This is a genomic window from Amycolatopsis sp. AA4 (assembly GCF_002796545.1).
Lineage (GTDB): Bacteria > Actinomycetota > Actinomycetes > Mycobacteriales > Pseudonocardiaceae > Amycolatopsis.
Genome location: NZ_CP024894.1, coordinates 428331 through 443686 on the forward strand (window position 1 = coordinate 428331; position 15356 = coordinate 443686).

A 15356-nucleotide genomic window follows, 5' to 3' on the forward strand; every position below is an offset into this window, starting at 1 on the left:
AGACAAGGAGGTCGAGATGGCTCGACTGTTCGGCACCGACGGGGTACGCGGTCTGGCCAACGCCGACCTGTCCCCGGAGCTGGCCCTGTCGGTCGCGGCGAGCGCCGCCCGGGTGCTGGCGGCCCACGACCGTTCGCACCGTCCGGTGGCCGTGGTCGGCCGCGACCCGCGGGCGAGCGGCGAGATGCTGGAGGCCGCCGTGGTGGCGGGCCTCGCGTCGGCCGGTGCGGACGTCCTGCGGCTCGGCGTGCTGCCGACGCCCGCCGTCGCGTACCTCGTGGGTGCGCTCGACGCGGACCTCGGCGTGATGATCTCCGCCTCGCACAACCCCATGCCGGACAACGGCATCAAGCTCTTCGCCGCCGGCGGGCACAAACTGCCGGACAGCATCGAGGACGAGATCGAATCCGGCCTCGACGCGACCGGGATCACCCGCCCGACCGGCGACGGCGTCGGCCGCGTCACCGACGTCCCGGACGCGCTCGACAAGTACATCGAGCACCTGGTCGCCGCGACGCCGCACCCGCTGACCGGCCTGAAGGTCGTGGTGGACTGCGCGAACGGCGCGTCGTCCGCGGCCGCCCCGGAGGCGTACCGCCGGGCCGGCGCCGAGGTCGTGGCCCTGCACGCGGAGCCGGACGGCATCAACATCAACGACAACTGTGGCTCGAACCACCCCGACCTGCTGCGCGCCGCGGTCGTCGAACACGGTGCCGACCTCGGCATCGGCCACGACGGAGACGCCGACCGCTGCGTGGCCGTCGACGCCGCCGGCGAGCTGGTGGACGGCGACCAGATCATGGCCGTCCTGGCGCTGGCGCTCGCCGAAGAAGGCGCGCTGGTGAAGGACACGCTCGTCGCGACCGTGATGAGCAACCTCGGCCTGCACCTGGCGATGAAGGCACACGGCATCACGGTCGTCACGACTGCGGTGGGTGACCGCTACGTGCTCGAGGAACTGCGCGCCTCCGGCCTGGCCCTCGGCGGCGAACAGTCCGGCCACGTAGTCCTCCCCGCCCACGCCACCACCGGCGACGGCCTCCTGACCGCACTGCGCCTGATGGCCCGGATGGCCGCCACGGGCAAACCGCTGGCCGAGCTGGCCTCGGTGATGAACCGGCTGCCGCAGGTGCTGGTCAACGTCCCGGTCGCGGACAAGGCAGCAGTAGCCGGCTCCGCCGAGGTCCGCGACGCGGTCGGCGAGGTAGAAGCCGAACTCGGCGAGGAAGGCCGGGTCCTGCTGCGCCCGTCCGGGACCGAACAGTTGGTGCGGGTCATGGTGGAAGCCCCGGCCCACGCCACGGCCCAGGCAGCGGCGGACCGGCTGGCCGGGGTCGTGTCCGCGGTCTCCTGACCGAACTGCCCGAATCGCTGCGCCCCTCGTCACTCTCCGGGTACATTCCGTAGACGAGTGTCCGGCACCGCCGACGGCTTCCGTGCGTCCAAGGTCCGGAAGCACTGGGCAGTCGAGGAGGGGCGAGCGTGGGGAACCGGCAGAATGTCGATCCGCAGATGCTGGAGACGGCGGGCGGATTCGTGCGGGACGCGGCGAAGGACCGTCTGCAGACGACGCTGCCCGCGTTGAAGCAGATCCAGATCACCGAGGCGGACTTCGGGCGCAAGCACCACGGCTCGTTCCAGCTGTACAAGACCGGGATCGAGGCGGTCGGCAAATGTGTCGACAGCTACGTGAAGGCCTGTGAGGACTTCGGGAACAACCTCGGGTCGGCGAGCAAGAAGTACACCGCCAACGAGGCGAGCAGCTCGGACTCCATCACGAAGAGCGGCAAGCGCTGATGGCCAAGCGCAGCGGGAACTTCCCGACGTTCCAAGAGTTCCAGCAGTTGATGAACGACCCCAGCATCGACCGCAACACCAAACGGGGACTGGCACTTCGCTACTTCGACTACGTCGAGGACGAAGACGACGACGGCGAAGCGCAGAGTTACGGCTTCCAGAGCGACGAAGACCGCAACCACTGGCGCGACTACTACAAGCAGACGCTGTCCATCTCCGAAGGGGACATGGACTGGGAGTGGTCGAGCAAGAGCGACGTCTACGACTGGTACGGCAAGGCGAAAGACGAAGCCGACAAAGGCGCGAAGGCGGCGCAGGACAAGCAGCAGCAGGCCGTTGACGGCGACAAGCAGAAGCTGAAGGACCAAGGGGCCAAGAACACCGACACCGATCCGGGTGTCGCGAACTCGAACGAGATCCTCGACCTCGGCGTCTCGGGCTTGCAGCCGTTCCGGAACCTGCTGCCGCTCTACAACCGCGCCCGCGGCCTCGTCGCGCAGAACCTGCCGGAGCACCCGTTCCAGCCGCACGTCGGCGACCCGTTCGACGAGCAGCGGGACATCCCGTTCGACAAATTCAAGGCCGCCGCCAAGGAATTGACGGACGTCAACGCGTCCATTGTGGACGCCGCGGCGGATCAGGACAACCGGATGGCGACGGTGTTCGCCAACTGGTCGGGCGACGCACGGGACAAGGCCCAGCAGTCCTGGAAGGGGATCACCGACGGCACGAAGACCGTCGAGCAGACCCTGAAGGACGGGGCGGGGCTGATTGACCGCAGCATCGCGTCGATCGCGAAGCTGATCCGGGCGAAATGCCAGTGGCTGCAGGATTACTACATCACCGAGTACCCCAACAAAGGCGACTTCTCGCCGGGCGACATCGACCGGCTGATCCGGGTCGCCGAGATGGGGCGCAACGCCAGCGACGACGACTTCAAGCATTTTCTCCGGCTGATGCCGAAGGACCTGCAAGACACGATCAAAGACGACTGCAACGACCTCAACGACGAGACCAAGGACGCCGGGCAGGAATGGGCCAAGAAGTGGCTCGCCGGGTTCTGCGGCTTCATGGACAAGCATGTCACCAACTGGCAGCAGGTCTGCGAGCACACGCGCACCAGTGTCGACCAGGTGTGGAACGAGCTGGGCGCGTCGTTGGGCAAGGCCCGCGAGGACCTCTTCACCACGTCGTCGAAGCCCGCTGACCAAGGCGGCGGCCAGCAGTCGGACGGAGGCGGCCAGCAGACCGTGCCGTCGTCCTCCGGCGGCGGTGGCAAGGATTCGGGGATGCCGAGCACCGGCGGCTCGGGGCCGATGCCGGCCGCGGCGCAGATGCCCAAGACGCCGGAACCGCCGCAGACCCAGCCGCAATCGGCCGAGGGGCTCAACCCGGTCACTCACCAGCCGCTCGAGGTAGATCCGAAGACTGGGCAGCCGTATCCGATCGACCCGAAGACGGGCGCGGCCCTCAAACCCGAAGAGCCCGAGACGATGACCGTCGAGCACGACGGGCACAAGATCTCCATGTCCGAACCCGGCAAGGACGGGCACATGGGGATCAGCGTCGACGACGGCACTGGCAAGCCGAAGACCTACGACCTCGACTTCGGGGACCAGGCGAAGCCCGGCGCGACGCAACCGCCGGGGACTTCGCTGCCCGGGCAGCAGCATCCGGACCCGGCGACCGGGTTCGGGCCGCAGGGCCACGACGGGGCGCAAGGGACCGGCCAAGGCCACGAGGGAACCCCGGACGCCGCGAAGAACCCCGACGGCACGCAGGGAGCCGGCCAGAAGTACCAGCCGGGCCCGGACGGCAAGATCCACATCCAGGACGGCAAGCTGTCGATCGTGGCCGAGCGGCTGTCCGGGGCCGACGGTCCCACGGTCGTGACGATCGACGACGGCTCGGGACATCCGACGAAGTACACCCTCGGTGACGACGGTGCGCTGAACCCCAGCGGCCACCACTCCGGCGGCGGAGCCGCGGCCGGCGGGCAGGCCACGCCGGGTGTGCCGACGCCTCCCGGGACGCCGGTGCCGGACGCGGCGGCAGCCGCGGGCCAGCCGGTCGTCGCGGCGGCCAACCAGGTCGTTCCGGACCAGGTCGCCGCGCAAGGTCAGCAAATCGTTCCCGAGCAGCCCGCCGCGCAGAGCCACCAGGCCGTTCCGGACCAGCCAGCCGCCCATGAGCACCGGATCATCCCGGGCCAGCCGTCCTCGCACGAACTGCCGGTGACCCACGAGCCGGCGAGCGCGCCCGCCGCGGCATCAGGCCCGGACGAGTCGACGAGTGCCCAGTCGGTGCTCGACCCGTTCTCCTCCGACCCCGGGATCGGCACCGTTCCCCACCCCGGCCTTGGCGACACCGGCGATCCGATGGCCGCCTCGGCAGGCGATGCCCCGCCGACCGACACCTCGCAGCTCGGCACCGCCCCGGTGCACCACGAGGCGAGCGGCTCCGGAACCCCGGCGATGATGGGCGGCGGCATGATGGGCGGGCTCGGCAACGCGCCGGGCGGCGGACAGGAGCAGGAACGTTCGTCGAGCGCGTACCGGGCCGACGGCGGTCTTTTCGGTTCGCAGGCCGGCTCGAACCGGATCAGCGGGTCGCTGCTCGACGACGATCAGCCTGGCCGTTAGAACGGGGGAGGACGCGGTGAGCAGCGAAGACCTGGGGGCGGGGTTCCGCCACAAGATGGCTCAGATCGAACGCGAGGCCGAGGAACGGCTCGCGTTGATCGGCAGCCGGGTCCGGAAAGACCTCAAGGAAAGCAAAGAGGCCAGCGACAAGCAGCTGCGCACGGTCGGCCAGGTGATCGTCCGCGTGCAGGAGAACGCTCGCCGCGCGGCGAAGGCCGGCGGCTGGGTGATGGAGTCGACCGTCGGCGACAAGGCCAAGGGCGAGGTCAGTTTCGGTTTCGAAGACGAGGAAGCGGAGAAGGAACGTCGCGCCGGCTATGTGCCTGCCGAGCCTGCTCCGCAACGGCCCAGCACGCCTCCGCCGGCTCCGGCACCGCCTGCCGCGGCGTCGGGACGGCATCGGCGTGGCGTGCACCACGACGAGGACGACTACACGAACACCGACTGGCTGGCTACCTGACCGGCATCCGCTGATCAGGCAGCCGGTTCCTCGTCCTCCGGAACCTCGATCGGCGCGCGTTTCACATCGGCGTCCAGCAGCGGCAGGTACTTCTCCGTACCCGTCAAATGCGTGAGAAAGAACGCAGTGAACAGCGCCTTCGTCAGCTGCTGCGTCGCGCGCTGCGGTTTGCCCTGCAGCAGCAGCTGGCTCCAGTGCCGGCCCTCGGTCACCGCCAGGTGGGAGGACTTCGACAGCGTCCGCAGCTGCACCGGGCCGGCCCACGCCTGGGCGATGGCGTCCGCGTGGCCGACCGCCGGGGCGACCAGGTCGCCGTCCACCGCCAGGTGCAGGCCGGGGGCGTTGATGACCTTCGCGGCGTCCGTGGCGGGCGGGAAGGTCTGCGCCGCGGCCACTGTCGCCACCGCGCGGACCTTCGGGCGGGCGTCGTCGCCCGCGGCGGCGGACTGGGCGGCTGCCAGCACTGCCGAACCGCCGCCGGTGGAGTGGCCGGCCAGGCCCAGTTTTTCCGGGTCGACGCTGATGCCGTCCGGGCCGAGGCGGACCGTGGTGATGACGTCGAGCGTCGTCAGCAGGTCGCCGGCCAGCAGGCGGTGCGACGGGAGCGGGCCGAGCTGCGTCGCGGGGGCCGCGGCGACCACGCCCCAGCTCGCGAGGTGGTGCAGCAGCTGTCGGTAGCGGGTGGCGGGCTGCAGCCAGCCGTGCCCGAACGCGATGGCCGGGAGGCCGAGGCCTTGGCGCGGGGTGAACACGACGCCGGGCAGTCCGACCAGGGCGAGATTGCCGCGCAAAACCTCGTGCGGACCCGGGTGGGACAGCTCCGTGAGCAGCTGCTTGGGCTTGCTGGCCATGCGCGTGACCTTACTGCCCGTGCCCAGTCCCGGCCCGGTGCGCCACCCCGAGCGGTTTAGGGGTCCGCCGCCACGGTGCGCGAAGAACCGGCCAATGGTTGTCCGGAAGGCCGCTCGCCCAGCTCAGCGGCACTGAAAACCCCGCTCTAGGGACCGGAGTAGGGGACTGGACTTGTCTCGTTACGCTAGTTCGCGTGTGTGGAATCGTGGGATACGTCGGACACCGCCCGGCTCTGGACGTCGTGCTCGGTGGGCTCCGCCGCATGGAATACCGGGGCTACGACTCGGCTGGCGTGGCGGTGCTGGACGGCGCCGGCGCGCTGACCGTCGAGCGCAAGGCCGGCCGGCTGGCCAACCTGGAGGCTCGGCTCGACGAGGTCGGCCGCGACGCGTTCGCCGGCACCGCGGGCATGGGCCACACCCGCTGGGCCACGCACGGGGCCCCGATCGACCGCAACTCGCATCCGCACCGGGACGCCACCGGTCGCGTCGCGGTGGTGCACAACGGGATCATCGAGAACTTCGCCGCCTTGCGCGCTGAACTCGAGGCCGCGGGCATCGAGATGGCCAGCGACACCGACACCGAAACCGCCGCGCACCTGGTCGCTCTCGCCTACACCGAGGGCGACACCAAGGGAGACTTGCCGGCCAGCGTCGCCGCGGTCTGCCGCCGTCTGGAGGGCGCGTTCACGCTCGTCGTGACGCACGCGGACGAGCCGGACACGATCGTCGCCGCACGCCGGTCTTCGCCGCTGGTGGTCGGGGTCGGCGAGGGCGAGCACTTCGTCGCGTCCGACGTCGCGGCGTTCATCGAGCACACCCGCGAGGCCGTCGAACTGGGCCAGGACCAGCTGGTCGTCATCACCCGCGACGGCTACCGGGTCACCGACTTCCACGGCGACGCCGCGCAGGCCAAGCCGTTCACCGTCGACTGGGACCTGTCGGCCGCCGAGAAGGGCGGCCACGAGTACTTCATGCTCAAGGAGATCGAGGAACAGCCCGAGGCGCTGGCGAACACGCTGCGCGGCCACTTCGAGGCGGGCCGGATCATCCTCGACGAGCAGCGCATTTCCGACCAGGACCTGCGCGACGTCGACAAGGTGTTCGTCGTCGCCTGCGGTTCGGCGTACCACTCCGGGCTCGTCGCGAAGTACGCCATCGAGCACTGGTGCCGGCTGCCGGTCGAGGTGGAGCTGGCGTCGGAGTTCCGCTACCGCGACCCGGTGCTCGACCGCGACACGCTCGTCGTCGCCGTCTCGCAGTCCGGCGAGACCGCGGACACCCTCGAAGCCGTGCGGCACGCGCGCGAGCAGAAGGCCCGCGTGCTCGCGGTCTGCAACACCAACGGCGCGCAGATCCCGCGTGAGTCCGACGCCGTGCTGTACACGCACGCCGGTCCGGAGATCGGCGTCGCGTCGACCAAGGCGTTCCTCGCGCAGATCGCCGCGAACTATCTCGTCGGCCTCGCGCTGGCGCAGGCGCGCGGCACGAAGTACCCGGACGAGGTCGCCCGCGAGTTCGCCGAGCTGGAAGCGATGCCGGCCGCGGTGCAAAAAGTACTGTCCACTGTGGAGCCGACCCGCGAGATCGCGCGGCGGATCTCCGATTCGCGCGCGGTGCTGTTCCTCGGCCGCCACGTCGGGTTCCCGGTGGCGCTGGAAGGCGCGCTGAAGCTGAAGGAACTCGCGTACATGCACGCGGAAGGCTTCGCGGCGGGCGAGCTGAAGCACGGTCCGATCGCGCTGATCGAAGAGGGCCTGCCGGTCGTCGTCGTGATGCCGTCGCCGAAGGGCCGCGCGGTGCTGCACTCGAAGCTGGTGTCGAACATCAGCGAGATCCAGGCGCGGGGCGCGCGCACGATCGTGATCGCCGAGGAGGGCGACGAGACCGTGCGCCCGTTCGCCGACGAGCTGATCGAGGTGCCCGCGGTCCCCACGCTGTTGCAGCCGCTGGTGTCCACCGTGCCGCTGCAGGTGCTGGCCGCGGAGATCGCGAGTTCGCGCGGGTACGACATCGACAAGCCGCGTAACCTGGCGAAGTCCGTCACCGTGGAGTAGGGAGCCGCCGCCGTGCAAGGAATCTGGACGACAGAACGGATTCGCGCGGCGGAAGATCTCCTGCTCGCCCGCACCCCGGACGGCGAGCTGATGCGCCGCGCCTCCTTCGGCCTCGCCGCCGAGGTGGCCGGGCTGGCGGCCGAGGACACCGGCGGCGTCTCCGGTCGCCGGGTCGTGCTGCTGGTCGGCTCGGGCAACAACGGCGGCGATGCGTTGTGGGCGGGCGCTTTCCTGCGTCGGCGCGGCGTCGCGGTGGCGGCGGTATTGCTGAAGCCGGAGAAGGCGCACCCGGCCGGATTGGCCGCGCTGCGGCGCTCCGGTGGTCGCGTGGTGTCCATTGCGGACAGTCCACAGTGGATCGAGAAGGCGGACGTCGTCGTGGACGGCATCGTCGGCATTTCCGCTCGCGGCCCGTTGCGTCCGGAAGCGGCCGAGCTGGTCGCGCGGATCGAAGCACCGGTGGTGGCGGTGGATCTGCCGAGCGGCGTCGACCCGGACACCGGAGCGGTCGACGGCCCGCACGTCACCGCCGCGCGCACGGTCACCTTCGGTGCGTTGAAGCCGGTGCACGTGCTGGCTCCCGAGGAATGCGGCGAGGTCGTGCTGGTGGACATCGGCCTGCGGCCCTGGCTCGACGACCCGGATCTGCAGCGCCTCGACCTGTCGGACGTCGCGGAGGCGTGGCCGATCCCCGGTCCGGAGGACGACAAATACACCCAGGGCGTGGTCGGCATCGCGGCCGGCTCGGCGACCTACCCCGGTGCCGCGGTGCTCGCGTCCGGTTCGGCGGTCCGCGCGACGGCGGGCATGGTTCGTTACGCCGGGCACGCCGCGGACGTCGTGCGCTCGCGCTGGCCGGAGATCGTGGCGACCGGCTCGGTCACCGACGCGGGCCGGGTGCAGGCGTGGGTAGTCGGCCCTGGCATCGGCACTGGCGGGGAAGGCCGGGAAATCCTGCGGCACATCCTCGGCCAGGGCGTCCCGGTGTGCGCGGACGCCGACGCCACCACGATCATCGCGAACACCCCCGAGGTCCTCGATGCCCGCGACCCGGACACGCCGCTCGTGCTCACTCCGCACGCGGGCGAGTACGAACGCCTGATGGGCCGCCGCCCGGGCGCGGATCGCGTCGCGGCGGCGCGGGAAGCGGCGAAGAAGTACGACGCTGTCGTGCTGTTGAAAGGCCACTGCACGGTGATCGCCGCCCCGGACGGTCGCGTCGCGGTGAACACCCCGCACGGATCGTGGCTGGCCACCGCCGGCTCCGGCGACGTGCTGACCGGTCTGGTCGGCTCGCTGCTCGCCGCCGGGCTGGACCCGTGGCTGGCCGCCGCGGCCGCCGCGCAGGTGCATTCGCTGGCGGGCGCGCTCGCTGCCGAGGACGTGCCGACGTCGGCGTCCGGTCTGGTCGATGCCATCCCCGCCGCGCTCCGGCTGGTCCGCGCGACCGCATAGTTATCGAGTTACGTGTTAACTCGGCTCTCGATATCTGGTAAGAACAAGATGTGAGTCGAGACACGCCAGGACGGCCGAAGACGCGCCCGTCCGACGCCGCGGTGGAGCAGCGGCGGCAGGAGATCCTCGACTACGTCATCGACCAGGGCGAAGTCCGGATCGACGACCTCACCGCCCGGTTCGGCGTCAGCCTCATGACGATGCACCGCGACCTGGACGACCTCGCCGACAAGCGGCTGCTGCGGAAGCTGCGCGGCAAGGTCGAGGCGTATCCGGCGCTCACCATGGAGACCGCGAGCCGGTTCACGCTGCACTCGGCCGAGAAGGAAGCCCTCGCCGACCTCGCGATCCAGCACGTCGAGCCCGGCCAGGCGGTGTTCGTGGACGACTCCACCACGCTGTTCCCGCTGGTCGAGCGGCTGGCCCGGGTCGAGCGGCTCACCGTCATCACCAACTCGCTGCAGGCCGCGCGGCTGCTGGGCACCGGCGTCGACGTGCTCCTCGCCGGCGGGCGTTACGACCCCGAGTACGACTCCTGCTCCGGCCCCGACGTGCTCGCGCTGCTCGAGCGCATTCGTGTGGACATCGCGTTTGTCTCGGTGAGCGCGGTCGCGGTGGGCCGGCTGTTCCACCCGGTCCGCGACTACGCCGAGCTGAAGAAGGCCGTGCTGCGCGCCGCGAACCGCAACGTGCTGGTGCTCGACCACTCGAAGTTCGGCCGCACCGCGACGTACGCGCACGGCGACGTCGGCGATTACGACCTCCTGATCACCAGCGAAGCCACTCCGACCGAGGAGATCGAGGCGGCGCTGAACGCGGGAACGGCGGTCGAGGCCGCGGAGTACGTCGAGGAGGGGCAGCTTTATGACAGCTGAGCTGGTGGCCGGGGTCGATTCGTCGACCCAGTCGACGAAGGTCGTGGTCTGCGACGCCCGCACCGGCGAGGTCGTGCGCACTGGCCGGGCACCGCATCCGGACGGGACCGAGGTCGACCCCGCAGCGTGGGCGCAAGCGTTTGCGGACGCCACTCGCGACGTCCTCGACGGCGTGCGGGCCATCGGGGTCGGCGGTCAGCAGCACGGCATGGTCACGCTCGACGAGGCAGGCGAGGTGGTCCGGCCGGCGTTGCTGTGGAACGACACCCGCTCCGCGCAGGCGGCCAAAGACCTCACCGAAGAACTGGGCGGACCCGGCGTGTGGGCGAAGTCGGTCGGGCTGGTGCCGGTCGCCAGCTTCACCGTCACCAAGCTCCGCTGGCTCGCCGAGCACGAACCGGAGAACGCCGACCGGGTCGCCCGCGTTCTGCTGCCGCACGACTGGCTGACCTGGCGATTGCTGGGCCGCCCGGAAACGGCCGTGACCGACCGTGGCGACGCCTCGGGCACCGGCTATTTCTCGCCGACGGACAACACGTATCGCCAGGACGTCCTCGCGCACGCGTTCGGCGGCCGCACTCCGGAGCTGCCGACGGTCCTCGGTCCGTCCGACGTCGCCGGACACACCAGCGACGGCATGCTCGTCTCCGCGGGCACCGGCGACAACATGGCCGCCGCCCTCGCGCTCGAACTGGCCCCGGGCGACGCGGTGATCTCGATCGGCACCAGCGGCACGGTTTTCGGCGTCACCGAGACCGGCGCGGCGGACGCGAGCGGCCTGGTCGCCGGATTCGCCGACGCCACCGGCCGGTTCCTCCCGCTGACCGCCGCCCTCAACGCCGCCCGCGTGCTCACCGCGGGCGCGGCGATGCTCGGGGTGGACCTGGCCGAATTCGACCGGCTCGCGCTGGCCGCCGAACCGGGCGCGGGCGGGCTCACGCTGCTGCCGTACCTCGACGGCGAGCGCACCCCGAACCTGCCTGGCGCGACCGGCTCGCTGCACGGGCTGACCAGGGCGAACATGACGCCGGAGAACGTCGCGCGGGCGACTGTCGAGGGCATGGTCTGCGGGTTGGCCGCCGGGCTCGACGCGGTGCGCGCGCAGGGCATGGACGTGAAGCGCGTGCTGCTCATCGGCGGCGGCGCGCAGTCCGCCGCGGTGCGGGCGATCGCGCCGATCGTGCTCGGCCTGCCCGTCGTGCTCCCCGAGGTCGGCGAGTACGTCGCGCTCGGGGCCGCTCGACAGGCGGCTTGGGCGCTCGCGGGCTCCGCCGAACCGCCCGCGTGGACCGGAACCAAGAACCAGCTCGTGTTGGACGGGCCGACCGGGGCGCTGCGCGCCGCGGGCATCGAGATCCAGCAACGCCACCTCGAGGCGCGCGAGGCCGCGCACGGGGTTTCCGCGAAATTGGGAGAGGACTGACCGATGGCCAGCATCACCTACGACAAGGCGACCCGGCGCTACTCCGGGACCGAGCGTCCCGCCGTCGACGCGCTGGACCTGGAGATCGCCGACGGCGAGTTCCTCGTGCTGGTCGGGCCGTCGGGCTCGGGCAAGTCCACCGCGCTGCGGATGCTCGCCGGACTGGAGGACATCGACGAGGGCACGGTCTGGATCGGCGACCGCGACGTCACCCAGCTGCCGCCGCGTTCGCGCGACATCGCGATGGTGTTCCAGAACTACGCGCTGTACCCGCACATGACGGTCGCGCAGAACATGGGCTTCGCGCTGAAGATCGCCGGGCGGCCGGCGTCGGAGATCAAGCAGAAGGTGCTCGACGCGGCGAAGCTGCTGGACATCGAGCAGTACCTGGACCGCAAGCCGAAGGCGTTGTCCGGCGGTCAGCGCCAGCGCGTCGCGATGGGCCGCGCGATCGTGCGCGAGCCGCAGGTCTTCCTGATGGACGAGCCGCTGTCGAACCTCGACGCGAAGCTGCGCGTTTCGACCCGTACGCAGATCGCCGCGCTGCAGCGCCGGCTCGGTGTCACCACTGTCTACGTGACCCACGACCAGGTCGAGGCCATGACGATGGGTGACCGCGTCGCGGTGCTGTCGGACGGGCTGCTGCAGCAGTGCGACACCCCGCGCGCGCTGTACGACCGGCCCGCAAACGTTTTCGTCGCGGGCTTCATGGGCTCGCCCGCGATGAACCTGGTCACCGCGAAGCTCACCGCGGACGGCGCCGAGGTCGGCGGCATGCGGGTGCCGCTCAAGCCCGAGGTCCGGTCCGCGGCCGACGGCGACACGGTCACCATCGGTTTCCGCCCGGAGGCGCTGGAGGTCACCACCGACAGCGAGGGCGCGCTGCCGATCAAGGTGGAGCTGGTCGAGGAACTGGGCTCGGACGCGTACATGTACGGCAAGCTCGGCGCGGGCGTCGCGGAGAGCGCCGAGGGTTCGTCACGCAACGTGGTCGCCCGCGTCGACCCGCGTACGCCGCCCGGCATGGGCGACACCCTGCACCTGCGGATCCGTCCGGACGAGCTGCACGTGTTCTCCGGCACGTCCGGGCAGCGTCTCTCCTGAGCCGATAGCGTGGGAAACTGGCAGTCGTTATGACTGCCAGTTCTCCGCACGCCGAGACGGTGATCGATCTCGGCGCACTGCGGCACAACGTTTCCTTGCTGGCCGCCCGGGCTCCCGGCGCGGCCGTGATGTGTGTGGTCAAGGCCGACGGATACGGCCACGGCGCGGTACCCGTCGGCCGCGCCGCGGTCGAAGCCGGCGCGAGCTGGCTCGGCACCTGCTCGCTGCAGGAAGCCCTCGACCTGCGGGCCGCGGGCCTGTCCGGGCGGCTGTTCAGCTGGCTGGACGTGCCCGAGCTGGACTTCACGCCCGGCATCGAGGCGGACATCGACCTCGGCGTAAGCTCCCTCGGTGAGCTGGCCCGCGTCGAAGCCGCGGCGGAGCGGGCCGGAAAACGCGCCCGCGTGCACCTCAAAATCGACACCGGGCTGTCTCGCAATGGCTGCCCTCCCGCTGCCTGGCCTGAGCTGGTCGAAGCGGCGGCCAAAGCGCGTGGCGTCGAGGTCGTGGCCATCTGGTCGCACCTGGCCTGCGCCGACGAACTGGGGCACGCGTCGATCGACGCGCAGGCGAAGCTGTTCGCCGAGGCGTACGACGCGGCCCGCGCGGCCGGTCTCGACCCGATCCGGCACCTGGCCAACTCCGCGGCCACGCTGACCCGGCCCGACCTGCACTTCGAACTCGTCCGCCCGGGCATCGCGATGTACGGCCTCAACCCGGTGCCCACCGACGACGACCTGCGCCCGGTCATGACGTTCCGGTCGACCGTGGTGCTCACCAAACCGCTGGCGGCCGGGGAATCCGTCTCCTACGGCCACACCTGGACCGCGCGGGAGGACACCACGCTCGCGCTCGTGCCCGTCGGATACGCCGACGGGGTGCCGCGCACGCTGTCCGGCCGGATGGACGTCTGGCTGGGCGGGAAACGGCGGCCGGTCGTCGGGCGGATCTGCATGGACCAGCTCGTGGTCAACGTCGGCAACGAGGACGTGCCCACCGTCGGCGACGAGGTCGTGCTGTTCGGCGCGGGCCGCTCCGGCGAGCCGACCGCGCGCGAATGGGCGGACAAGCTCGGCACGATCGACTACGAGATCGTCACCTCGATGTACCGGCCGCGCGTACGCCGCCGGTACGTGGGGGAGCGGGCGTGACTCCTTCGACGCGGCTGTGGGCGATCGTCGGCGGAGTCGGAGCGGTAGTCACGGGTGCGGCAGCGGCAGTTGTCGCGTCGCAGCAACGCAAACCGACTGAAGACCCGTTCGTAGACGAGCCGTTGGGCGAGCTGAAGCCGGACCGCACGTCCACTGTCGCGGCTGAAGACGGTACGCCGCTGTCGGTCGAGGAGATCGACCCCGGGGACGACGAAGAGCCGGAGCTGACTCTCGTCGGCGTACACGGCTTCGCGCTTTCGCGGCGCTCGTGGCACTTCCAGCGTCGAGACTTCGCTTCGCTGCGACTGCCGCGCGTACGCCAGGTCTACTTCGACCATCGCGGTCACGGTCTGTCCGGCGAAGCGTCTACGGAGACGTCGACGATCGAACAGCTCGCGCACGACCTCGACAGCGTGCTGCGCGCGTTAGTGCCCGAGGGGCCGATCGTCCTCATGGGACATTCCATGGGCGGCATGGTGATCATGGAACTGGCCGCGCAACGGCCAGACCTCTTCGAGGACCGCGTGTGCGGCGTTGCCTTCATCGCGACCGCAGCGGGCGAAGTCGGCGCGCGCGGGTTGCCGCGGCCGTTGCTGTCCAAGTACAACCCGCTCACGCGTGGTGTCGGAGAGCTGGCCGGATGGCAACCCGGGTTGGTGGAGTTCGTCCGCGCGGCCGGGGGCCAGCTGACTCGGCAGGCAGTGCGGCGGCTCGCGTTCGGCAGCCGTGATGTCTCGCCTCGGCTGGTCGACTTCATGCTGGAAATGCTGGCCGTCACGCCGGTGCGCGGGCTGATCAACTTCGTGGACACCCTCGGCAGCCACAATCGCTACGCTGTGCTGGCCGGGCTGAAACACGCGCACGTGCTGGTCATCGGCGGCGACTCGGACCGCTTCACGCCGTTCGCGCACGCCGAGCGCATCGCCGAGGAGCTGCCGGACGCCGAGCTGGTGCGCGTGCGCGGGGCCGGGCACATGGTGCAGCTCGAACAGCCTGAGCTGGTGAACAGCCATCTCATCGACCTGCTGCAGCGCTGTGCGGGCAGCGCCGCGCCGAACCGGCGAAACTGGTGGTGGACAAGGTGATTCTGGAAACCCCCGAGGACACGATGGCCTTCGGGCGGACACTGGGCGCGGCCCTGCGCGCGGGCGATGTGGTGCTGTTGGACGGTCCGCTCGGGGCCGGGAAGACGACGCTGACCCGCGGGATCGCGGACGGTCTCGGCGTCGGCGGGCGGGTCAGCTCGCCGACCTTCGTGCTGGCGCGGGTGCACGAAGCCGGTGCGGCCGGAGTGCCGCTGATCCACGTGGACGCGTACCGGCTCGGCGGCGATCTGTCCCAGTTGGACGACCTCGATCTGGACACTGACCTGGAGTCGTCCGCGGTGGTCGTCGAATGGGGCGAGGGCAGCGCGGAGCGGCTGTCGGAGGACCACCTGGTCGTTCGCCTGACCCGGCACGACGACGACACCCGGACCGTTGTCCTGGAACCGCACGGCTCGTGGACCACCCGGGTCGCCGAACTGCAAGCGGCGTAGCGCT

The 15356-nt window shown here is 70.7% G+C and carries 13 protein-coding genes; 12 read left to right on the forward strand and 1 reads right to left on the reverse strand.

All coding sequences use genetic code 11. The features are described from left to right. Positions 1-16: 16 nt before the first annotated feature. The 4 genes from glmM (at position 17) to CU254_RS02225 (ending at position 4899) form a co-directional block, all read left to right on the forward strand. Positions 17-1354: a phosphoglucosamine mutase gene (gene glmM / locus CU254_RS02210; RefSeq protein WP_009072363.1), complete on the forward strand. Its 1338-nt coding sequence runs from the start codon at positions 17-19 to the stop codon at positions 1352-1354. Positions 1355-1482: 128 nt separating this feature from the next. After that, on the forward strand, positions 1483-1797 hold the full coding sequence (locus tag CU254_RS02215; RefSeq protein ID WP_009072364.1) for a hypothetical protein: 315 nt from the start codon (positions 1483-1485) through the stop codon (positions 1795-1797). Then, on the forward strand, positions 1797-4439 hold the full coding sequence (locus CU254_RS02220) for a hypothetical protein (protein ID WP_009072365.1): 2643 nt from the start codon (positions 1797-1799) through the stop codon (positions 4437-4439). Before CU254_RS02215 ends, CU254_RS02220 begins: the two co-directional genes overlap by 1 nt. A gap of 16 nt (positions 4440-4455) precedes the next feature. Next, a complete protein-coding gene (locus CU254_RS02225; protein ID WP_009072366.1) occupies positions 4456-4899 on the forward strand; it encodes a hypothetical protein in 444 nt (147 codons plus the stop codon). Between the two features lie 14 nt (positions 4900-4913). On the opposite strand, the gene CU254_RS02230 is transcribed toward CU254_RS02225, so the two are convergent. Beyond that, positions 4914-5750, reverse strand: a complete 837-nt coding sequence (locus tag CU254_RS02230; protein WP_037712288.1) for a dienelactone hydrolase — start codon at positions 5748-5750, stop codon at positions 4914-4916. A gap of 194 nt (positions 5751-5944) precedes the next feature. On the opposite strand from CU254_RS02230, the gene glmS reads away from it, so the two are divergent. The 8 genes from glmS to tsaE are packed head-to-tail and all read left to right on the forward strand — an operon-like array spanning position 5945 to position 15352. Then, entirely contained in the window at positions 5945-7807 is a 1863-nt protein-coding gene (glmS, locus tag CU254_RS02235; RefSeq protein WP_009072368.1) for a glutamine--fructose-6-phosphate transaminase (isomerizing), read from the forward strand. Between the two features lie 12 nt (positions 7808-7819). Continuing rightward, positions 7820-9262, forward strand: a complete 1443-nt coding sequence (locus tag CU254_RS02240; protein ID WP_009072369.1) for a bifunctional ADP-dependent NAD(P)H-hydrate dehydratase/NAD(P)H-hydrate epimerase — start codon at positions 7820-7822, stop codon at positions 9260-9262. A gap of 50 nt (positions 9263-9312) precedes the next feature. Next, complete coding sequence (locus CU254_RS02245; RefSeq protein WP_009072370.1) at positions 9313-10137, forward strand: DeoR/GlpR family DNA-binding transcription regulator; 825 nt, start codon at positions 9313-9315, stop codon at positions 10135-10137. Continuing rightward, positions 10127-11560: a xylulokinase gene (gene xylB, locus CU254_RS02250; protein ID WP_009072371.1), complete on the forward strand. Its 1434-nt coding sequence runs from the start codon at positions 10127-10129 to the stop codon at positions 11558-11560. The genes CU254_RS02245 and xylB overlap by 11 nt, the downstream gene beginning before the upstream one ends. 3 nt (positions 11561-11563) lie before the next feature. Then, positions 11564-12664: an ABC transporter ATP-binding protein gene (locus tag CU254_RS02255; RefSeq protein ID WP_009072372.1), complete on the forward strand. Its 1101-nt coding sequence runs from the start codon at positions 11564-11566 to the stop codon at positions 12662-12664. A gap of 29 nt (positions 12665-12693) precedes the next feature. Further along, positions 12694-13815, forward strand: a complete 1122-nt coding sequence (gene alr, locus CU254_RS02260; protein WP_009072373.1) for an alanine racemase — start codon at positions 12694-12696, stop codon at positions 13813-13815. Beyond that, positions 13812-14900 carry an alpha/beta fold hydrolase gene (locus CU254_RS02265; RefSeq protein WP_009072374.1) on the forward strand — a complete coding sequence of 363 codons (1089 nt, stop codon included), beginning with the start codon at positions 13812-13814 and terminating at the stop codon, positions 14898-14900. The genes alr and CU254_RS02265 overlap by 4 nt, the downstream gene beginning before the upstream one ends. Beyond that, the gene (gene tsaE / locus CU254_RS02270) at positions 14897-15352 is read left to right on the forward strand and encodes a tRNA (adenosine(37)-N6)-threonylcarbamoyltransferase complex ATPase subunit type 1 TsaE (protein WP_255409800.1); all 456 of its coding nucleotides are present in this window, start codon (positions 14897-14899) and stop codon (positions 15350-15352) included. The genes CU254_RS02265 and tsaE overlap by 4 nt, the downstream gene beginning before the upstream one ends. The last annotated feature ends 4 nt before the right edge of the window (positions 15353-15356 follow it).

Excerpts from the sequence above, each read along its gene's own strand:
- glmM (WP_009072363.1), top strand. The coding sequence starts at position 17 with ATGGCTCGACTGTTCGGCACCGACGGGGTACGCGGTCTGGCCAACGCC.
- CU254_RS02255 (WP_009072372.1), top strand. The coding sequence starts at position 11,564 with ATGGCCAGCATCACCTACGACAAGGCGACCCGGCGCTACTCCGGGACC.
- CU254_RS02220 (WP_009072365.1), top strand. The coding sequence starts at position 1,797 with ATGGCCAAGCGCAGCGGGAACTTCCCGACGTTCCAAGAGTTCCAGCAG.
- xylB (WP_009072371.1), top strand. The coding sequence starts at position 10,127 with ATGACAGCTGAGCTGGTGGCCGGGGTCGATTCGTCGACCCAGTCGACG.
- CU254_RS02230 (WP_037712288.1), bottom strand. The coding sequence starts at position 5,750 with ATGGCCAGCAAGCCCAAGCAGCTGCTCACGGAGCTGTCCCACCCGGGT.
- alr (WP_009072373.1), top strand. The coding sequence starts at position 12,694 with ATGACTGCCAGTTCTCCGCACGCCGAGACGGTGATCGATCTCGGCGCA.